Raw genomic sequence first — 22,335 nt, 5'->3', positions numbered from 1 at the left:
TAAGCAATGAACAATTGACCAATGAACCAACAAGTTAAAGCAACAATTGCTCGCGCGAGATCTTAATCAGCTCGAGTGCGTTTTTTACGCCGAATTTCTGCATCAGGTTTCTGCGGTGGGTTTCGATGGTTAAGGGGCTAACAAAAAGCAGATCGGCCATGGCAACCGTGGTTTTACCTTCCTCAATTAGTTTTAAAACCTGTTTTTCGCGTTTTGTGATTTTTGGCCTTGCCCCCAGTTCGTTTACAGATGGCTTAAGCATAATGGCTTTTACTTCTTTGCTAAAAGCCATTTCGCCTTTTAAACAATCTTTTATACCATTAATAATCTCATCAATCGGTGCATTTTTAAGCAGGTAGCCCGAAGCTCCATGCTGCAACATCTGCATCATTAGCGTTCTTTCGGCATGGTTGCTCAGGGCCAGCACATCACATTGTGGCAAAAGCGACTTTATTTTTAAACACAGGTCTACCCCATTCACATCTGGCAGCGAAATATCCAGAATAGCAATATCGGCTTCATTTTGAGTTAAAAAAGCCAATCCCGCAAGGCCCAAAGCAAAGGTGCCGATTACTTCAAAATCTTCTTCCCTTGCCAACAGGCTTTCCAATCCGGCCGAAACTAAAGGGTGGTCATCAATGATAATAATTTTGGTTTTTTTTGCGGTATCAAACATCAAGCTCTATATTAATGGTAGTGCCCTCGTTAATGGTCGATGCAATATCCAGGCGGCCATTAAAATACTCTACCCGCTTTCTGATATTGGCCAATCCGAGGCCATTTTTGAGATTACTCCTTTCCACATCAAAACCTTTGCCATTATCTTCAACGGTGATGTAAAAACGATGTTGGTTTTCGCTGCATTGCAATAAAATTTCGGTAGCACCAGCATGTTTCAAAATATTGGTCAGTATTTCCTGTACAATCCGGTAAATACTAATCTGTTGCGATAGGCCAATATCCTTACCGATATTAATCGGCTGAAAATCGACCTCCAGCTTGCGGTCTATAACACCCTCGCAAAGCTCTTTCAAAGCCGCTTCCAAACCATAATTTAACAAGGTTTGCGGCATCATGTTACGGGCAATATTCCTTAGCTCATTAACCGATCCATCTAACTGACCAATAATACGTTGTAGTTCAAAATCCTGTGTTTCCATATTTTTATTATACTTTGCCCAGCTTAATAAATTAATTTTTACTCCGGCCAGCATTCCGCCTAAGCCATCGTGCAGGTCTCTTGCCACCCGGTTTCGTTCATTCTCTTCAGCATCGAGCATCGCCCGGGTTACTTCTATCTCTTGTTTTTGCGCCTGCTCAGTAGCCTGTTGCCGCAGGTTTATTTCACGCTGTATAGCCAGTTTTTTATAGCTCCGGTAGTAAAAGAAAATAAATCCGGCCAGTACCAGCAGCAATATGATGGCTGCCATAAGCAACCAGTTGGTTAAGCGCTGATTTTTTAACGTTAACAGGTTCTGTTTCTTTTCGGCATTTAAACCGGCTATTTTTTTCTCGTTCTCGGCTGCATGGTATTTTATTTCGAGAGTATTGATATCCGTTTTAAGTTTACCTTCATTAATACTGTCGCTTAGTGCATTACTTTTTTTAAGCCAGTGGTAAGCCTCCTTCATATTACCTGTTGCCTGATAAAAATCGGCCAGCTTATTGGCAGTTTTCAGGCGGTTATCGGCCAGTGCATGGATTTCCTTTTGGCTGGCTAAATGCAGTAACAAGCGCTCAGCCTCCGCATATTTATGCCGGGCAAATAAAATATCGTAACGATTAAAGGCCAATGCCTGCAACGAATAATTATTTTCTGTTTTTTTAGCCAGTTCAGTTCCTTTTGCAATACTTTCCAGCGCAGCATCATATTGTTTAACTTCGATTAAATGCCAGCCCAAAACCTCGTAATATTTGAGCCAGAATATTTCCATATTCGAATGCGAAACCACTTTTTCTGATTTAGTGAGCACACCTTTGGCCAGATCGAGGTATTTTTTGGTTTGCCTGATATTATCAAGATGGTAATAACTTTCGGCAGTGGTGAGGTAAGCATTTACCAATAGATAAAACTGCCCAGGTGGCGTATGCTGAAAGTACTTAATTCCGTTTTCCGCATATATTACCGCCTTATCGTATTGCTCCAGATTCATAAAAATGGTCGAAATAGAAATGTATTCCGTACCCAACATCACTTCGTCGCCTCCCTTTTGAGCCAGGGGCAGCACCCGTTTAATTAATATTTCGAGTGTTGCTTTCAAATCATCCTCGTGCTGGTGCAACAAGGCATAATTATGCCAAAGCATGGCGCGTTGTTTGTAAGCACGTTTGGTAGTGAAACCTGCCAGTTCCTTTTCGGCTTTTAAATAGTTGACTTCGCTTTTTGCAGGATCCTTTGCAGCATAATAATCGGCCAGCAAGTAGTAATAGCGCCCCCTCAGGTAAGCATAAGGCTGTCCATATTTAATCCCTTTATTTAAATAGCCGATCGTTTTAACCGAATCGCGATCTACCCAGTAATCAGAAAGCGTAAAATAAAGTTCGGCCCGCACACTATCCGATTTGGTTTTAACAGCCAGCTGGTTCAAACTATCCAGGTATTTTTTATCCTGTGCCGATAATTGAGCAGATAGATGGAGGCTGGAAAGCAGAAACACGATCAGCCAGCTTATTTTTCTCATACGCATAAAAGTGCGGCCTTTAAACCGCAAACTAAAATTTCGTTAAAAAATACAGGAATACCAGTAGAAAAAAATACTGTTTTATACCGATTGATGCGTCTTTAGCTATTCTCTTACTTTGTATCGATAAGTGTGAACACTACCATTTGATTAACAATTAAAAACAAAAACCATGAAAATTCAGAGAAAAATAACACAGTTTGCTTTGGCCATGATTGCCGTAACCTTGCTGTTTTCGTGTAAAAAGAAAAGCGACGATCCGGCTGCGAATGGCGGGAAAAAAGCAAAAATCACCATTACCCTATCCGGCGATTTTAAAAAGGCCGAAGGCGATTATTTTGATGTAGACGTTGCAGGTGGCCGTACCGATGCTTCATCAATTGATTGGCTGGTAAATGGTGTAACCAAAAAAGGTACCGTAATTACAGTAGGTACTGACGATTTTAATGGCGGAAAAACCATTGTACTGGAATCGGCAAGCAACTTTTTTGCAGGCAGCGTTCAGTTTGGCGGTTTCGAATTTGGTGCCACACCTTTTACTGTTGATTATAAAATTGAAGTAGATGGCAAAGTGATAGACCAGGGTACAGAAAGGATTGTAAAAGATAGAAGTCCTATATATACCAAGTCTTACCAGCTTTAATATTTAGCGCTTTCATAAAACCGGTTCATCAAAATGGACCGGTTTTTTTATGTCCCATTAAGCTGCTTTGTCATTCAAAATCCAAACTTTTAGGGGCTGTAAACAAAATCGAATGGCAATTGCTCCGCAAGCCGCCTGTTCCCCATATCGCCACTTGCCTGCAATATATTCGGAATGCCATAGCCTGCTGAATCTATAATAATATCTTCTTTACTGTTTAAACAGATCAATGTTTTTAAGAATGCAACCGAGTGACCATGACCATGCCCATTAGCCACATGTGACCTGGTAAGGTTGGCAATCTGATCATAATCGCGCTTATACACAACCATCAGTGTATCGCTTAACTTAAAGATCATTTTGTTTTTTACGCTATCAAAAGACAAGTACTGCTTGTAATCTACTTTGGTAGTATCCCATTTTAAAACATCATTTTGCAACAGTACTTTTCTATAATATTCAGCTGTATCCCGATTATCCGATAACTTTATATCCTCCTCTTTTACACCTTTTGCTATTTCATCAGCCTTATACCGCTGTACCCTTATAAAAACATTTTCTTTCACTGTATTCTTAATCGAAGTATAACGGTAAACTTCAAAATTTTCCTCATTTAACGTCTGCGAATATAAGCTCCTGTAGAAATGCATCTTCGAGCCTAAATATGCCATTTTTATAATTATCGGTTTGTATTTATTAAAACCGGTGTTTAAGTTTTCGTAATAAGTACCAACACTGTAACTAAGCGCATCATTAAGAAAGTCGTACTTAAACTCATTCATATCCAAATGTAAGGTATAACCAAGCGCCTTATTTTCTATCAAAATTGGCTTATCCGAGCTTGCTTCCAGGTAATGTTCCTCTTCGTTGTAATAGAATTTAATATCCTGTGGATTTAATATTTTACAAGCGTTAAAATTATGCGAATATTTTCCCAGTAAAATACGCGAAAACAAGGTTCCCCATTTCTTCCAGTCTTTTTTACCCGCCCGTACCGTAACATCCATTAAAGTACTGGTTTTCGCTTTTAAATAAATTGTATAGTTGGTATGATTAACCGAAGTGTTAACCATTGTACTTTCGTAACCTACCGCCGAAATTACCAACTCGTTATAGAGCCTTTTAGCTTGTATTTCAAATTGCCCCTTATCATTGGTAGCAGTACCAATCTGGGTGTTGCCAAAGTACACGCTGGCGTGAGATATAGGCTGTTTAGTTGCTGCATCTAAAACCCAGCCCTGTACAATACTCTGGGCATAGGCTCCCCCTGCTATACAGGTAAAGCATAAAAATAAGATCGTTTGTTTAAGAAGCGTTTTATACATGATTGCCGAATCTCTGATGATTTTCGCCAATGCAGCATTGAGGCCGCTGCCTTTTAAAAATTTGGTCATGAGAGCTAGTTTAAATGAGCATAATTTAATTTACTACAACAATAACATTTTTATGCTAAATAATAAGAAACTGTTTAAATTTCTGCGAAATATCAAACGGGCGGTGGAGACACCGCCCAAAGCACTCGCTGGTTGTCCCTATCCACCTGACAGACCTATGAGTTTTTCATTCTTTTTTAAACAGCTTCTAATTAGACATTTTTTTCTCTTCGCTAGAGGTGGGTGTCCCCACCCACCTCATAGACCAGTGAATTTTTTATTCTTTTTTGAACAGCTTCCTAATAGCCATTTTTATTGTATCTGTTAGCCTACCATACTTTCCCTGCATAGAAACTCAAGTTCACTCCCCATGCGAATAAACGTTGCAAAAAAATAAATTCACTTAAACAACTAAGTTAATAGTAATAAGTATAAAATCTTTGCGTTACAGCATTAATTAACCAATTATAAATCTTTTAAAAATTTAAAAAAATGAAAACACCAGACAGTGGGTTTGCCAAAAATGTTGCAAACTTCGAAAACATCATTTCGCGCGTTCAGGCCTTGGGCGCCAGTTACAACCCCTCGCGCGAGGCCATACAGCTGGCCAACCTAACCGACAAGTTAAACCTTGCGCGATTGGCATTAAGCAATCTGCACGAACAAATGGCCCAGCAAAAAAATGCCATTCATGCCCGCAGTGCAGCTTTTGAGCCTTTAAAAAAACTGAACACCAGGTTATTAAGCGCAGCCAAAGCCATTAATATTATGCCACAGCAAATTGAAAACCTGAGTAGTTTAAACCGAAAAGTGCAAGGTGTAAAACTAAGCAAACCAAAAACTGTTGTAGAGACCGAAAAGCCTGCCACCGATGAAGAAAAAAGGTAGCCGACGAAAAAACGCCTGTTACTGTTTCAAGTGCCCAGCTCGGTTACGACAGTCAGCTTAGTAATTTCGATAAAGTAATTAAGCAGCTTGCCGTTATACCAGATTACAAGCCCAATGAAGATGAATTAAAGACAGAACAATTACAAGCCTCCTACACCGATATCTTAACCAAAAACCATCTGGTAATAGAAGCCAATACTGCCATAAGCAATAGCCGTCTGGCAGCAGGGGTTAAAAACTATGTAAAATCGCTTTTGGGTACAACGCACCCGCAATATAAAGCGATTAATAAAATCCCAATCAGAACCAATATGGATTAAAATCATGAAAAAAATCATCCCATTTTCCCTAAATTACTAACAGCTGCCGTAAGCCAAAACAAGCAGCTGTTTTTTTTATACCGATCAATCCTTACACCACCTAATCAGCCTCGTGTTCCGCGCCGTGCCCTTAGCGCAATCTTTACCGGTATTTGCCCTGCCTAACCAATGCTTACTTACCTAAAGTTGTAAAACAAACCAATTACTGCGGCTAATCATATTACTCCCGTTACCCTACAATATACTTCCGTTACCAATCAAATTCCCTCCGTTATTGTCCAATTCAGCTCCGTTGCCGATCAAATTGCTTCCGTTATCATTCAATCTAACTCCGTTATCAATCAAAATGCTTCCGTTACGCATCAAATAGCTACCGTTACTGATTATTATTCACCAGCACTAACTCAATTTCGATCATCTTTTAATTTTAGTCATTAAGCTTTCCAAAACTTAATCCCCTGTTAACACTAGTAGCTTTAAGTTTGCATATCAATCTGGAAAAACAATGGCTCAGTCTCTCTACGCTTCCTGCATTAAAAAGCTATTTTTCATACTGTTATGCAGCAGTTTATTGTTATCGTGCAAAAAAGGCAGCTCAAAAGCCGATTACCCGGCAGGCAGTAACGAAAATATCAACACCTGGATACTCGATAGCCTGAAAAGGTATTACTATTGGAATGATCAATTACCAGGCAATCCATCAATAGATCAATCGCCGCTTAATTTTTTCAGTTCAGTGCGCAATGCTGCCGATCGTTTCTCTTACATTACCTTACCCAATGATGCCGCAACAGCGCCTGCAAGCAACAGGAATTTTGGTTTCGACTACACCATCATCAGTGACCAGAACAGTGATAAAGTTGTTGGCTTAATTAAAGTAGTACTAAAAGATTCACCCGCTTCACGGGCCGGTTTAAAACGTGGCGATTATATCAGTAAAATCAATGCAAAAACCATAACGGCAGCTAATGCCCAGGCTTTGCAGCAGGAAATTTTAAGCAACGACCGCTTTACACTTACGCTTGCCGAACAAAGCAATGGTAACTGGGCAGATACCCGCTCACTGGAACTGGCCAAAGGTATAATACTCGATCAACGCGAAATAAGTAAAGTAATAGAAAGCGATGGAAAAAAAATTGGTTACCTGTATTTTATCGATTTCACGCCAGGTTTGGCCAGTTCGCTCAGTACTGTGTTCAGCAATTTCAAGAGTCAGGGAGTATCCGATCTTATTTTAGACCTGCGCTACAACTCCGGCGGACAGGTTGCCGAAGCAGCTGCCATATGTGCTATGATTGCACAAAATGTTTCCTTCGACAAGCCTTTTATCATTTACAAAGGCAATAAAAATGGGGGCACAAAAACCGAATCGATTGGCAGTGCCGCCACTTTCGACCGCACCGCAAACTTTAATACCCTTTTGCAATACAACCTGGGGCTAAGCAGGGTTTATATCCTTACCACTGCTGCTACCGCTTCAGCGTCAGAGGTGATGATTAACAACCTGAAGCCTTTTATACAGGTGCTACAAATCGGCGAAAAAACAAGGGGAAAAGATGAAGCCTCGTTTAAAATTTTCGATTCCCGCACACCTAAACAGGTTAACTGGGAAATGCACCCCATTGTTTACAAACTCTTTAATGCCAGTGGTAATGGTGGCTATAGCGCTGGCATCAATCCTGATATAAGCATTAACGAACTCGCTGTGCTGCCGCTCCTTCCCTTTGGAGATACAGCCGACCCGATGGTTAAGGCTGCCGTTGCGCGTGCCACCGGTAAAAGCCTAACCGCTGTAGTTTCGCCCAAAATTAGCTTAAACAAGAGCTTTGAGGCAGGTGTGGTACTAATGGATTCGAGGGCAAATGCTGCCCACAATAGTATGGTAATCACCCACCGTCAGCTTCGATAAGAAAGGTGTTATTCACTTAACATTAACTTCAAACACGAGGCCTAAATTGCCCTTTATAACCGCTACTCATGGAAAAGTTAGATGATTTTAAGAAAAAAAAGCTTCTAAATGCAGTAAGGACCGGAGATTCGGCTGCCTTTAACGAAATATATCACCAATACCGTCAAAAAATACATGGTTATGCCTATCATTTTACCCGTAACCGCGAAGAAGCTGAAGAACTAACACAGGATACTTTTGTGAGGCTATGGGAGAACAGAGATAAAATAGATGCCGAAAGAAATTTTGAAGCCTTTTTATTTACCCTGATCAAAAATAATTTCCTGGGTGCATTGCGGAAAAAGGCGCGCGAAAAAAGTTACCAGAACGAAAGCATCAAACAAGAACAATCGTTTAATGCCATAGAAGAACAGCTCGATGTTAAAGAATCGAAGCGTATTGCACAAGAAGCCATAGAGCACCTTTCACCTCAGGTAAAAAAAATCTACCTCCTGAGCCGGAACGACCACCATACACACGAAGAAATTTCGCAATTAATGGGTATCTCTAAAAATACCGTTAGCAACCACCTCAAAAAATCGCTGGGCATTATGCGCAGGTATTTTAAAACCTATTCTCCCGAAACGATATTATTACTTGCGCTGATTGTGTTTTGTTAATTGGTTCATTAGTTCATTTGCCATTGGTTCATTAGGCTAACCCATAGTTTAACCCGGTCCAAACTCATTACACACAACTTAAACACGATTGTCACCCTGAACATAGTCGAAGGCCCGTTTGATAATTGTTTATTGCATATTGGTTATTATTTAAGTCCTCTTTCGAAAAAAATAAAAAAAAATCTTCTCCCCCTATAGCCGTATCACTCCGCTCAAACATATATACTATAGCTCAGCACATTGGGCATTTAGTATACAGCATAAAAAGTGGAACAGAACGACAACATAAAGCTTTTATTTAAACGCTACCTCGAAGGAAAAACCGATCAGCAGCAGGAAGACATCCTTATGCGCTATCTGGCCGATCCGGCAAACCAGGACAGTGAATTTCATGCCCAAATGGAAACAGCATGGAACCAGCAAAAAAGCAGCACAGATTATTCGCCAGAAGCCACACACGGACTAAGTCAAATCTGGAATAAAATAGAAAAACCAGTTGCCAAAACCCGAAAATTATACCCGGGCTTAAAATATGCCGCTGCCATCCTGATTATCGTATCGGCAGCCTTTGGTTGGTACAGATACAAACAACTGCAAAGCCCGGCCGCCCAAACCATCGCCTTATTAAGTAAAACCACACAAAAAGGTGAAAAAGTAAAACTTGTTCTTCCTGATAGTTCCGTTGTTTACCTGGGTGCAGGCAGTAAGCTTACCTGGCCTGCACACTTTGTAAAAGGTACGTTGCGCAATATCAAACTGGAAGGAGAAGCATTTTTTGAAGTAAAGCGCGATACCACCAGCCCCTTTATTGTACATAGCGGGCAAATGCAAACCCAGGTGCTCGGCACATCGTTTAACATTTATGCCTACCCTAAAGATGGTACGTTTAGCGTAGCGGTGCGTACCGGAAAAGTTAAGGTTTCGGCGCTAAACCAGGGGAAATTAAAAGAACTCTCGCGTCTTACCCCTGGCATGATAATCAGTTATAACCTGAAAGAGCAGCACCATACCATTAGTACAGCACCAGTTGAAACGGTAAATGCATGGATTAAAAACACATTTGCCTACAAAAATGTAACACTGGCCACAATGCTTAAAAGTTTAGAAAGATATTACAATGTACACTTCGACTTAAAAGACTCCAAACTGGCTTTTTGCACTTTTAACGCTACTTTTTCGAACAAAAGCATTAACGACATTATGCAGCAGATCAGCATCATGAGCGGCAAACATTTACACTATAAAATAAACACCAATAACAAAACAATTACCGTATGGGGGGAGGGCTGCCAATGATAGGTTAGCTACAATTATAGCGCAATAAGAAGCGCAACACTACCAGAAATACCTATGAAAAACAATTACTGCTAAACATGAACAAGAGCCAGACTGCGCTAACAGTCCGGCCCTTAAAACAAAAGTTTTTAACACGTGAACATTAAAAAATCTCTTGAACCCATGAAATTAGGGTTTTATGCCTACATAAAAGAATATATTCTCAATTTTGATTGCAGATTTGCAGCCACTACCCTGTTAATGTGCCTGTTGCTGTTTAAACAAGGAACAACCTATGGTTCAATACAAACACCTGCCAAACCAGGTTTAAACCTGAGCATTAGTAACCTGAATATTCCTGCAGCACTGGCCCTATTAGAAAAAAAAGCAGGCTGTTCTATCAATTACAACCGATCGATTTTTACCGAAAAGGAAAAGATTAACCTCGAGGTAAAAAACATGCAGGTAAATGAAGTATTGAAAAAAATACTTGCGGGTACCCGGGTAACTTTCAAATTTGCCGATGCCAACACCATTTTGCTTTATAAAATGGCCGATCCGGTAAAACCCGGAAGGATATCGGGAAAAGTTTTTGATGAAAAAGGCGAAACACTGCCAGGTGCATCGATTAAAATTATCGAAACAGGAAAAGCTACACAAACCGCCAGCGATGGCAGCTTTACCCTGATTACCGAACCAGGAAAGTATACGGTCGAAATCAGTTACATTTCTTATGCTACACAGCGCGTTAGCGAGGTAGAAGTAAAAGCTGATAAAAGTACACCGCTAAACATTGCCCTGAAACCCGATGCCAAAGGCTTGCAGGATGTGATTGTAACCGCCAGCTACAAAAAAGCTTCAGTTGAAGGTTTGCTGGCCCGGCAAAAAAATGCATCAGAGATTAGCAACGGGATCAGCGCCGAGCAGATTGCCCGAACGCCTGATAAAAACATTGGCGAAAGTTTAAAACGAATTAGCGGGGTTAGTACGGTCGACAATAAATTTGTCATTGTTAGGGGAATTGGCGAGCGCTATAACGCCGCACAGCTTGATGGGGTATTGCTACCCAGTACAGAAGCACAAACACGTAATTTTTCTTTCGATCTGATTCCTTCAAATCTGGTTGATAACGTAGTGGTAAGCAAAACAATTACTGCAGACATGAATACCAGTTTTGGAGGGGGTTTGGTGCAAATTAATACAAAAGATATACCTACCGAGAATTTTATGAGTTTTACCGCTGGCACTTCTTATAACGACCAGAGTACCGGAAAAGATTTTTTAAGCCATAAACGAGGTAAATATGACTACTTCGGTTTCGACGACGGCAGAAGAAACTTTCCTGAAGATTTAGTACACACTGATAGAGGAACAGTTCCAAATATTGGATTATCGACTGCAGAATACCAGAAAAAACTCGACGATCAGAGCAAGAAATTCACTAACGACAATTTTAGCATCTATAAATACAAAACGGCCCCATCACAAAACTACCAATTTACCATTGGTCGCTTAATTAGTCTTGATACCGTCAGGAAAAACAGACTTGGTTTTACCGGCTCGTTAACCTATAGAAATACCCAGAATATTAATCAGTTTGATAATGTACGCAGGAGTGATTGGTACTACGACTACAACAATTATGGCAGTAAATATAGTTTTAACACTACAATTGGTGCCTTATTTAACATTGGCTTACAATTGGGGCAAAACCGCTTTAGCTTACGCAACACCTTTACACACCTGTATAACAACGAGTTGGTAAGAATAACTGGATATGATGATGCAAATGGCACTTCAGACATCACAGCAGGCATGCCACCAAACCGTATACAGGAAGTAGACGATCCTACCTTTACAGGTCTTCTACAAAATAAATTAAGCGGGCAACACCAGTTAAACAAAATAAAGCTAGAGTGGAACGCAGCCCGCACCACTATAGACAGGAAAGAAAAAGATATCGGTATTGCCACCAGCACACCACATAAAATAGGTAATGAATATCTGTATTTTTACTATACTTCTCCCTTAATTCAAGGCAATATCCTACCCACTTCGCGTCATTTTTACAGCAACAGCGAACACCATTACTCCTGGAGTGTAGATGCCAGTGCACCATTTACTGTTGCAGGTATAAGGAATACAGTAAAAACCGGCTATTTTGGCGTTAACAAAAAAGGTAAGTTCGATTGGCAGATTGCCGCCCTGGTAAACAGCCCGGCATTGGCCGATAGCTTAAGGTATATCCCGATAAGCGAAATGGCTAATCCTGCAAACTTTGGCATAAACGGGTACAATTACGCCATCAACGCTTATTACCTCAATGGTTATGAAGGAACCAGCAATACCCATGCAGCCTATATCCTGTTCGACAATCGCTTTACCGAAAAAATCCGTTTGGTTTGGGGCCTCAGAACAGAGTATTATAAATATACCGAAATACGCAATGATATCAATATCAATGGTAAAAGTGAATTTAAGCTTCCGATTGAAAAAACCTGGCAATGGTTACCATCTGCTAACCTAACTTACAGTCCCACAGAAGACATTAATCTAAGGGCTGCTGCCTCAAGTACCGTTATCCGCCCCGAACTAATGGATAATAGTCAGTTTTTTAGATTCGACCCTAATCTTGGTGCCTTGTTTGGTAACCAGGGTTTAAGTAGTACCCGTATCAACAATTATGATATTAAAGCAGAATGGTTCCCAGGCCTGGGCGAGATCATTTCGGCAGGTGCATACTACAAACGTTTCGATAAACCAACCGAACTTACTTTTATACTGGTTAACGGCAATATCAATTACTACATCAAAAATGCCGATGAAGCCAGCGTATACGGCGTAGAATTCGAATTAAGAAAAAGTCTCGCTTTTGTAGCTGAAAACCAACTGTTAAAAAACATTACGGTATATGGTAACCTTACCTTGCAAAAATCGAGCGTAGTGGGCACATACAATCTTCGTAACCCGGATCCGAAACTTCCTGATATTTTAGCCCCAATAAAACAAAAAAGACCCATGTACGGCCAGTCGCCCTATTTGATCAACCTTGGCTTGCAGTACACAGGAGAAGATTTCGGGTTCAACATTGTGTATAATAAATCCGGTTACAAAACCTATATCGTGAGTTCGCTTTTTAATCAGATAGAATATGAACAACCACGTGCACAGATCGATTTACAACTTAGTTATAAATTTCTAAAGAAAAAATTTGAGGTCAAGGTAAATGTAGGAAATCTGCTAAACAAAGCATCAACATTTTATGTAAACACGGCAAGCTACGAAGTGAATCCGGATCGTAATGTGGCCGATTTAAGTGATACAGGTTTACGCTTGAAACCAGGTTTTAGCGACAAATACGACGAAGGTGATCAACTCAGACTCAGACAAAAATTCGGTCGTACTTATAGCTCTTCTATTACATATAATTTTTAAAGCAACATCATAAAAAATGATAAGTATCGTTACACCATTTAGCAAGAAAGGAGGAATATCGTTTCCTGTCTAGCCATAAAAAAACGAAAGGTTGTATCAGAACCCTTCGTTTAAACCGATCATTTCTCTTAGAACGGCAGATCAGGACAAAGCCCAAATATTTTAAAAACCTAAGTTAAAAACCAAGGGATTTTAACGGCAATGCTTAGTTAAATCGATAAGAAACACTAAGATAAAAAAAATCACCCCATTTAGGCATAAAATGTATTTTATTTCAAAAAAACATAAAAATTAAAATAGAACTGCCTTAATGATTTAAAAAAATCAACCTAGAAAACATGGATATGAAATAATATCCTATGAAAAACAAAAAACGAAAATGAAAAATTTCAAAAGTTTAATCGGTCTTTTATCAATTGTTGCTGTTTCATTTACAGCTTGTAAAAAAAACGAAGGTGGTAATGATTCATTTGCTAACCGCAGCACTTCGGCAGCAGATTATTCACAATCATCGTTGCCAGTAGTGGCTGTTAGCGGAGACATTACCAGCTCTGTTACCTGGACAGCAGGAAACGTTTACGAATTAAGCGGTGTAGTAACGGTTAGAAACGGTGCAACCTTAACTATCCAGGCAGGTACTTACATCAAAGCATCTGTTAATACTGCTGGTGTACAAAACGGTGTTTTGGTTATCGCAAAAGATGGTACAATCAATGCTGTGGGTACAGCTGAAAATCCGATTGTATTTACAAGCCGTCGTTTATTAGATGGTGATGCAAGCACATTAGGCATCCCTGGCGATTTTGGTGGTGTAATTATTTTAGGTAATGCAAAAATCAATGTTGGCGATAAGCTGATTGAAGGTTTAGCTAACGAAGATAAATACCATTACGGTGGTAACAATGACGAAGATAGCCGCGGTACTTTCCAATATGTTCGTATTGAATACGCTGGTTTCCAATTGGCACCAAACGTAGAAGTTAACGGTTTAACTTTAGGTGGTGTAGGTCGCGGTACTACTATCGATCACGTACAGGTTTCTTACGGTTTAGATGATGGATTCGAATTTTTTGGTGGTACAGTTAGCCCAAATAACCTAATTGCTTTAGCTTCTGATGATGATCAGTTTGATTTTGACAACGGTTTTACCGGATCATTAACTGATGCAGTTGCCATTGCGGATAAAAATTCTACACACAGCACAAGCGGCGGTAGCAGCGATTCGAACGGTATCGAATCGGATAATAATGCACCTGCTGAAGACGGTACTTTTAGCTTATTACCTAAAACGCATCCAATTTTACAGAATGTAAGCGTTTTCGGAACCGAAAACACCAGCGGCATAGCAGGTTTAGGTTACCGCAATGGTATCCGTGAACGTAGAGGTTCGGAAATTTCTTTGATTGATGTAATTGTTTCTGGTTACCCAAGAGGTATCGTTTTCGATACTGATGCAAACGCAAGTATTTCCGATATCACAAATACATCTGTTCACGGTTTCACCAGCTCAATTACAGCAGCAGTTGGTGCTTATGTTGATGGTGGTGGTAACACTTTGGTAGTTAACGGAACTAACGCAAGTTATTTTGGTGTAAGCCAGCCATGGTACAACACACCAGGTACTCCGGCCACAGTTACTTTACCAGGCTGGGCTGCCGGTTGGTCGAAACTTGTTTATTAATTTTCTCTCTTAATCAAAGAGGCTGTACCCGCAAGGGTATAGTCTCTTGATTATAAAAACAGGATAAACCTGTTTTTAAATGCTAATTACCCTCAACATGAAACTAAAAATTTTTACCCTTTTCTTTTTTTCTGCAGTTATTGCCTTAAGTTTTTCTTGCCGCAAAGCAGAACTTCTTCAGCCAGAACCACCAAAAATTATCCAGTTAAGCATTACCGGAAGCACTACTGTTGATCTGGAATACCTGTATAAAGACAGTGTTGTAGGCGATACAAAGGCAGGCACCGGTGGCATTAACCTTAAAACTTTACTTTCAGTAAAAGATCAAAATGCGGTCTTAATGGTTAGAAAAAAGGGCGCAACTGAAATATTACTCAGCAAAGCTATAACTGCAGTTCCGTTCGATCAGAACATTAGTATTTTTTACGATGGCACTAAAATATATAATAATTCCGTTACGTTAGAAATTAAAGGCTTCGCGCTATCTGGCGAGCTCGAATTTTTAGTGGATGGAAATGTGTTTGCTTCTGGTACCGGTAAGATAAACAACGTATCGCCTATCCTGATTGATAAAGGTACTACGCGCGAAATCACTGTACGCAAAAAGGGTGAAACAGCTGTTCTTTTGACCAAGACAATCGAATCGGCTATTCCACGCCAGAACATCAATTTCTTCTTTGATGGAATCAAAATAGCAGATAATGTAAAGCTCGATCCGCCAGTAAATACAGCCAATATGATGGTTAAGGCTAAATTTGAAACTACATTTCCTGTACAATTTAAAAATGTTGATGTAGATCTTGTTTTTTACACCAGACTTAAACCACTGTCAACTGCAGCATATGCTACTGCCGGGACAAAAGTAATGCCCGAACTTAGAGTTAGTTTGCTTAAAGATGGATCTTTTAGCCAGATAGAACTTCCACCACTACCCAATGCCGATTATATTTACAGTTTTGATATTGTTGAAAAAGGTACCAATACTGTCCCCTACACTACAACCAGTGCCCCTTTTGTATTGGCTACCTTCCCGTTTAAACCAAACGATGGCCGTTATGGTGAAATTATTTTTGATGCGGGTAAGTCGAAATTATTTGTGATAAATGATTCTAAAAATGTTTTGGCGAGTACAAGAAGCACTTATTTTTCAGGTAAAATAACCGACTTATCACAATATTTTCAATAAAGAAATCAAAGGTGTTATCACCATTTATTATATCAAAATCAAGCAAAAAGGCAGGAAATTCCTGCCTTTTTATTACCAAAAAGCCTGATTATGTTCTTTTATCTGCTATAGTATTCAAACACACCAGAGCTCCTCTCACTAGCAAAAAAATTTAAACCTATGAAAAACGTTAAAAATTTAATCAGTCTATTATCCATTGTAGCGGTTTCTTTTACTGCCTGCAAAAAAAATGAACCTAATTCTGCAGCATTTAATAAGCGTAGCACTTCGGCTGCTGATTATTTTCCGCAATCAACTTACCCTGTGGTAGCAATAAGTGGCGATATTATCAGTAATACGACCTGGACAGCAGGAAATGTTTACGAATTAAACGGCGTAGTAACCGTAAGAAACGGAGCCACCTTAACTATCGAGCCAGGTACTTATATTAAAGCATCGGTTAATACAATAGGCGTACAAAATGGGATATTGGTTATAGCAAAAGATGGTAAGATTAATGCTGTTGGTACCGCTACTGATCCTATTGTATTTACCAGCAGTTATTTGCTGGATACTAACCCCACTACGGCAGGTACACCCGGCGATTTTGGTGGTGTTGCCATTTTAGGTAATGCACCGATAAACACTGGCACAAAAGCCCTTGATGGTTTGCCAAACCTACCCCAGTTTTATTATGGTGGTACGAATGCTACAGATAATAGTGGTACCTTCCAATACGTGCGTATTGAATATGCGGGTTTTACTTTAGCTCCAAATCAGGAAATTAACGGCTTAACCCTTGGGGCTGTTGGCAGTGGTACTACCATCGATCATGTACAGGTTTCTTATGGCTTTAACGATGCATTCGATTTTTTTGGTGGTACAGTTAATGCGAATAATTTAGTGGCTCTGGCTTCTTTTGATGATCAGTTCGATTTTAACAACGGTTATAATGGAACAATACAGTACGCCATTGCGGTTGCAGACAAAAATACACTGCACAGCATTAGTGGAGGCAACAGTGATTCGAATGGTATCGAATCGGATAACAATACACCTGCAGAGGATCCTACTTTTAGCCTATTACCTAAAACACATCCAACCTTAATTAACTTAAGCATTTTTGGAACAGAAAACACCAGCGCTATTCTGGGTTTAGGTTACCGTTTTGGTATACGTGAGCGTAGGGGCTCGGAAATAGATTTATACAATACAATAGTAAGCGGCTACCCCAGAGGCATTGTTTTTGATGCAGATGCTTCCGCAAGTCCTTCAACCATTACCAACACTGCTGTTCATGGTTTTGTTAGCTCGATAACGGTATCGGTGGGTGCTTATACCGGCGGGTTTAACACGCTGGTCGTTAATGCGAGCAACGCCAGTACATTTGGTGTTATCCAACCCTGGTATAATACACCTGGTTCTGCTTTAACACTTGATTTTACGGGAGGAAGTAATGGTGCAATTCCTACGGGTACCGCGAACTGGACAAGCGGCTGGACCAAATTTGTATTCTAACCTTTCAGCTTTCTTAATGATTACTTTCATATAGGTTTATTGTAAAAGCAGAAAGGCAGGAGGATTCCTGCCTTTTGCTTTATTTTCAGTTTCAAACCCCTGACTCGCGACTTCAGACGCTAATCAATAATTCACATAACTTTCTTCAAAACTGCCATCTGCAAAAAGATCAATTAGGCCATAACCCGGTGCCGTTTCCCTCCTGTTCCCATTCCACCAGGCGCCTGATACTGCACCATTACATAGATAAGTTACCTCATTATACACTACCTTATCGCGCATGTGCAGGTGACCACTCAAGCAAAGCTTTACATTGGGGTGCTGGTAAAACAGATTAATGATCTTAGCCGTATCGGTATGCATATCGCCGCCCAACATCGTCCACTTGTTTACAATATCATCTTCTATCATCAACAACGCTGTTAGTATAGGTATGTGCGACATAACAAGCACTGGTATTTCCTTAGGTGTAGCCTTTAGTTCATCGGCCAACCAGTTAAACTGCTCTTCGCCCAATTTGCCAATGTACCAGGTATTATCGATATCTAAATGCGTGCTGTCTAACACGATAAATTTCCAGCCTGCTTTTAAAAAACTATAATAAGGTTTAGCCAGATGTAGCTTATCCATCGAATACTTTTTGCCATAAAATGCATCCGCTTTGCTGGCTTCATTCCACCAGATGTCGTGATTGCCCAAACAGTATTGCGTTTGAATAGCCGATTCGTTTTTAACGGTATCCATAAACAATTTCCATTGATCGTTTATCGTATCGATACGTTCTTTGTTCATATCGAATACCATATCGCCACCGTTTAAAACCAGGTTTACCTTTGGTTCCTGTTGCTGCACATGGTGCAGGCATTTAGTAAACTTTTTAGGAGCCCCCAAATCGTTCTTTAAATGAATATCAGTAAGGTGCGCCACACGCAGTACGGGTGCTTTAGTTGCAGTGCCGGCAGCGATACTTATTGAAGGGAGTAAAAATAATCCGCCTATGTTTCTTAATGCTGTTCTTCTTTGCATGGTTCAAATTTAGTTTTTGAATGTGTATTGAATGTTAAATCAAGCCTATCGTCATTGCGAACTGATGCCAGGGATTGAGCGGAGGCGTGAAGCAATCTTTCAGGATAGAACAGAAAACAAAAAATAGCATGAAAGATTGCTTCGCCACTGAAAAAGTCGACTCGCAATGACGGCCAGAAATAAATTCAGGATAACGATTCTAAATGAGTTATTCATTCCGTGCGCTCCGTGATTCCGTGGCAAAACATAAATTATTATATTCTTACTTTACCAGCCACGGAAACACAGAAAACACGGAGAAAAATACAGTGTTAATCGTATGGTCTGGAAATGTTTTCCAGACCATACGAGCTGAGGATTTTCAATCCTCCAGGCCTACTTCAACTGATAAGCCTTTATAATTTTGTTAAAAATCGTATTGTTCGGATACACCCCCATAAAAGCGGTAGCACCAGGTCCGTAAGCAAATACAGGCACCATAATATTGGTATGGTCGTCGGTACTGAAATTGCCCCTTACCATTCCGTTTTTAAAAGAAGCATCTAAAAGCGATAAGCCACCAGTTTCGTGATCGGCAGTTACAATTACCAGCGTTTCCCCATCCCGATCAGCAAATTTGATGGCCTCTCCCACCAAACGGTCGAAATCCTGTTGTTCGGTTACCGCGAAAGGAAGATCGTTGGCATGGCCGCCATGATCTATCTGAGCACCCTCAGCCATGATAAAAAAACCTTTAGCATTAGCCGAAAGCAGCTGGATGGTTTTTAACAAAGATATTTTAAGCATCTCGCCTCTCCCATCCAACACCCTGCGTGTTACCGAATCAGCCAAAAGCACTACCTGCTTCCCCGCCTTGGCTGCTGCAAATTCATCCAATGTTTTACGGTAGGTATATCCCTTTTGAGCCAGTTTATCCATTAGTTTGGCATCACTGTTTTCGGTAAAGCTTTTGCGGTTCGAACCCACCAATATATCTACATGACTGTTTTCCAAATCCGCAGCAATCTCTTTACTCATCGTTCTTTCTATCTGGTGTGCATAAAAAGCCGCTGGTGTAGCATCGGTAATATCGCCGCTACTGATAATGCCACTTTTGATACCAAATTTGGCCAGCGTATCGGGTATTGAAGTTAGTTTATTACCTTGTACATCCACACTGATGTAGCGGTTATTGGTTTTATAACCAGTAGCCATAGCAGTTGCACCAGCCGCCGAATCGGTAAAATCAGAATTGGAAGCCTCAGTACGTGAAAACCCGATATGCTTTAAATTAATCATATTCGATTGGCCGAAGTTGGCACTCAATCCGGCCTGTATCTGCGCTAATCCCATACCATCGCCAATTAAAAAGATTACATTCTTTACCTTCTTTTGTATGCCATCGCTTTTATAGGTAGGCAGATAAGGATTGTAAGCTGTAGGGCTGGTATATTCGAGCTTGCTTCTGTTCTGGTAAAAAGCTTTTAAAGCCTCGGGGTGGTCGGTACCTACCCAATCTACCCCCATTTTCTCTAGTTCTTTCCAACTGTTCGGACTGTCTTTGGTGTTCCAGAAACGAAATGGTTTACCCATTTGGTGCACTTTAGCCACTACATCAGTCAGTTTTTTCAAATCGGGTGGTGTAGGCGTGCCTTTTCCATTCCATACCGCATAATTTGCCAAATCATCACTAATCATTGCAATACGGGTTAACTGGCTTGTAGTATAACTTTTATACGGACGACCATCAAAAGAGATGATTTCAGCATAATCCTGAAACCGATCGGCAGCAGGCACATCGCCACTGATGACAACATTTATGGCATCGGGGTTTTGTTTCCGGTCGAAGATAGGTCCATACGCCTTGAGCTCAGCAATCAGTTCAGGCAGGGCGTGTTCGTGATCCTCCTTAATATCAATTACCAGTTGCAGTTTCTTTTTAGCATCGGGATAAGCATGATTACCGTTTTCTTTAAACAATGCCACCAGCGGATCGATGTAAAGTTTCTTCAAGGTACGACCGGGCTTAATCTCCGAATGTTCGTGCGCCACAAACAGTTCGCCATTCTGATAAAATATATCGGCTTCAATTGAACCCATACCTGCATAATAAGCAGATAATAACGGTATTTGCTGTTTGTAATCGTTGTGGCTATGCGCCTGATTGGCGGTTAGTTTCTGTTGGGCAAACAGGGGCTGAAAACCCAACCCTGTAAGCCACAATAACCAAATTAATTTACTTCTTTTTACCATCCTGCATTTTGTTTGATCGTTCCGGCGCTGTTATCGATCTCTCTCTGTGGAACCGCCCAAACATCATGTACCTGTGGGTTGAAATTTCTGGCTGGCCAGATAACGCTGCCATCCAAATTGTGCAAAGGTTTGGCATAAGCCGCCTGTGCATCTCCCCATCTTACCAAATCGCGGTGACGGTCGGCCCATTCACCAGCCAACTCATTACGTCTTTCGCGTTTTAAATCATCAATCGTCATACCCGATTTTGTAGTAAGCCCTGCCCTCACCCTGATTTTATTCAGTTCGGTATCGCCCGCACCTGCACCACTTAAATTAATTGCTGCTTCGGCCTTGATTAAAAGTACCTCTGCATAACGCATTAAAGGTACATTTAAATCAGTAGTTCCGTTATCGCCATTCGGGTTAACGTGCGTAGGAATCGGATTGGCATAAGTAAATGGCTCCATGTATTTTTTAAACTGGTAATCAGAAGTTGCCCCCGCATCTTTGGTAAAACTACGCTCGCTACCAAAAAACATAAACTTATCGCCTGGTTTTAAAATGGTAGCCTCACGACGTTGATCTCCAACTTCGTACGAATCGTAAAGTTCTTTTGTAGGCAGGTAATAACCCCAGCCATTGTAAATACCCCAGGCTTTGTTGGTAAGCATTACCCCCGGTAATTTACTGCCCCAACCAGTACCACCGCCGCTAGGCGTACACACTACCGACCAGATGTACTCTTTTGACCAATTGTTTGAAGCTTTAAAAACATCAGCAAAGCTGGTCGTAATTAAATCGTGCTGACCAGAAGTGATTACCATATCGGCATATTTTGCAGCATTGGCATAGTCTTTTTTGTACAAATACACTTTCGATAAATATGCCCAGGCAGCCGTTTTATGTGCTTTTCCATAATCTGTAGCTTTCATATCTTTAAAATATGGCAGGTTATCGGCCGCTTTTAACAAGAGCCCAATAATGTAATCGTAATTTTCATTTACGTTTTTAGCGCGAGGTACGGCCATGGCAGGATTGGCATCAGGAGTAACAATGGGCACACCGGCTTTATCGTTACCATAATTAGCTGCCAGCTGGAAATACACCAAACCAGCGTTAAAGTAAGCATCGCCAATGATCTGCTTTTTAAGCGTTTCATCCATTGTAATGCCGGGTACATTGGTAATGATATCGTTAGCCCTTTTAATAATGGCATAACGCATGCTCCATTGCGATTCGGTATAGCCACCGCCAATATAACTCCGGTTAAAGTTTTTAATGTTATCGGCTTCCGGCTTGTTACGACCAGTTACCATATCATCGCTGGCATTGATAAACCAGAACATTCCACGACCATAATAATCTTCTTCGTTGTATTTTTCGAACATGCCGGCTTCCGCTTTAATGGCATCTTCTTTGGTTTTCCAAAAGTTTTGTGCCGATGGCGAACCTTCCGGTACGATATCGAGCTGTTTGGTGCACGAGGCGAAAATGGTTACGGCAAGTACAGCCAGGTATTTTATATTCGTTTTCATTTTTTGTGTGAGA

General features: G+C 40.6%; 15 protein-coding genes. 9 read left to right on the top strand and 6 right to left on the bottom strand.

What is annotated here, in order from left to right; genetic code table 11:
• Positions 1-34: 34 nt before the first annotated feature.
• A complete protein-coding gene (locus tag DBR40_RS11165; RefSeq protein WP_124559829.1) occupies positions 35-676 on the bottom strand; it encodes a response regulator in 642 nt (213 codons plus the stop codon).
• A complete protein-coding gene (locus tag DBR40_RS11160) occupies positions 669-2,681 on the bottom strand; it encodes a sensor histidine kinase (protein WP_158674028.1) in 2,013 nt (670 codons plus the stop codon). Before DBR40_RS11160 ends, DBR40_RS11165 begins: the two co-directional genes overlap by 8 nt.
• A 172-nt stretch (positions 2,682-2,853) precedes the next feature.
• On the opposite strand from DBR40_RS11160, the gene DBR40_RS11155 reads away from it, so the two are divergent.
• Complete coding sequence (locus tag DBR40_RS11155) at positions 2,854-3,324, top strand: hypothetical protein (RefSeq protein ID WP_124559827.1); 471 nt, start codon at positions 2,854-2,856, stop codon at positions 3,322-3,324.
• 89 nt (positions 3,325-3,413) lie between these two features.
• On the opposite strand, the gene DBR40_RS11150 is transcribed toward DBR40_RS11155, so the two are convergent.
• A complete protein-coding gene (locus DBR40_RS11150; RefSeq protein ID WP_124559826.1) occupies positions 3,414-4,718 on the bottom strand; it encodes a carboxypeptidase-like regulatory domain-containing protein in 1,305 nt (434 codons plus the stop codon).
• A 471-nt stretch (positions 4,719-5,189) separates the two neighbouring features.
• On the opposite strand from DBR40_RS11150, the gene DBR40_RS11145 reads away from it, so the two are divergent.
• The 8 genes from DBR40_RS11145 (at position 5,190) to DBR40_RS11110 (ending at position 17,547) form a co-directional block, all read left to right on the top strand.
• Positions 5,190-5,585, top strand: a complete 396-nt coding sequence (locus tag DBR40_RS11145) for a hypothetical protein (RefSeq protein WP_124559825.1) — start codon at positions 5,190-5,192, stop codon at positions 5,583-5,585.
• An 825-nt stretch (positions 5,586-6,410) separates the two neighbouring features.
• Positions 6,411-7,814, top strand: a complete 1,404-nt coding sequence (locus DBR40_RS11140) for a S41 family peptidase (protein WP_124559824.1) — start codon at positions 6,411-6,413, stop codon at positions 7,812-7,814.
• A gap of 68 nt (positions 7,815-7,882) precedes the next feature.
• On the top strand, positions 7,883-8,473 hold the full coding sequence (locus tag DBR40_RS11135) for an RNA polymerase sigma-70 factor (RefSeq protein ID WP_124559823.1): 591 nt from the start codon (positions 7,883-7,885) through the stop codon (positions 8,471-8,473).
• A 267-nt stretch (positions 8,474-8,740) separates the two neighbouring features.
• Positions 8,741-9,769, top strand: a complete 1,029-nt coding sequence (locus tag DBR40_RS11130; RefSeq protein WP_124559822.1) for a FecR family protein — start codon at positions 8,741-8,743, stop codon at positions 9,767-9,769.
• A 162-nt stretch (positions 9,770-9,931) separates the two neighbouring features.
• Positions 9,932-13,183 carry a TonB-dependent receptor gene (locus tag DBR40_RS11125; protein ID WP_124559821.1) on the top strand — a complete coding sequence of 1,084 codons (3,252 nt, stop codon included), beginning with the start codon at positions 9,932-9,934 and terminating at the stop codon, positions 13,181-13,183.
• Positions 13,184-13,562: 379 nt separating this feature from the next.
• Entirely contained in the window at positions 13,563-14,864 is a 1,302-nt protein-coding gene (locus DBR40_RS11120; protein ID WP_124559820.1) for a hypothetical protein, read from the top strand.
• Between the two features lie 97 nt (positions 14,865-14,961).
• Positions 14,962-16,050: a hypothetical protein gene (locus tag DBR40_RS11115; RefSeq protein WP_124559819.1), complete on the top strand. Its 1,089-nt coding sequence runs from the start codon at positions 14,962-14,964 to the stop codon at positions 16,048-16,050.
• A 159-nt stretch (positions 16,051-16,209) separates the two neighbouring features.
• Positions 16,210-17,547: a hypothetical protein gene (locus DBR40_RS11110; protein WP_124559818.1), complete on the top strand. Its 1,338-nt coding sequence runs from the start codon at positions 16,210-16,212 to the stop codon at positions 17,545-17,547.
• A 123-nt stretch (positions 17,548-17,670) separates the two neighbouring features.
• Here the strand turns inward: DBR40_RS11110 and DBR40_RS11105 are convergent, their stop codons facing one another.
• From DBR40_RS11105 to DBR40_RS11095, 3 genes are all read right to left on the bottom strand, one after another.
• A complete protein-coding gene (locus DBR40_RS11105; protein WP_124559817.1) occupies positions 17,671-18,573 on the bottom strand; it encodes a metallophosphoesterase family protein in 903 nt (300 codons plus the stop codon).
• A gap of 375 nt (positions 18,574-18,948) precedes the next feature.
• Positions 18,949-20,805, bottom strand: coding sequence for an alkaline phosphatase (locus DBR40_RS11100; protein ID WP_233603858.1), 1,857 nt, complete (start codon positions 20,803-20,805; stop codon positions 18,949-18,951).
• On the bottom strand, positions 20,799-22,322 hold the full coding sequence (locus DBR40_RS11095; RefSeq protein ID WP_124559816.1) for a RagB/SusD family nutrient uptake outer membrane protein: 1,524 nt from the start codon (positions 22,320-22,322) through the stop codon (positions 20,799-20,801). Before DBR40_RS11095 ends, DBR40_RS11100 begins: the two co-directional genes overlap by 7 nt.
• Between the last annotated feature and the right edge of the window lie 13 nt (positions 22,323-22,335).

The organism is Pedobacter sp. KBW01 (assembly GCF_003852395.1).
GTDB lineage: Bacteria > Bacteroidota > Bacteroidia > Sphingobacteriales > Sphingobacteriaceae > Pedobacter.
Note: the sequence above shows the minus strand (reverse complement) of the source record. Positions and strands in the feature narration are given on the sequence as shown.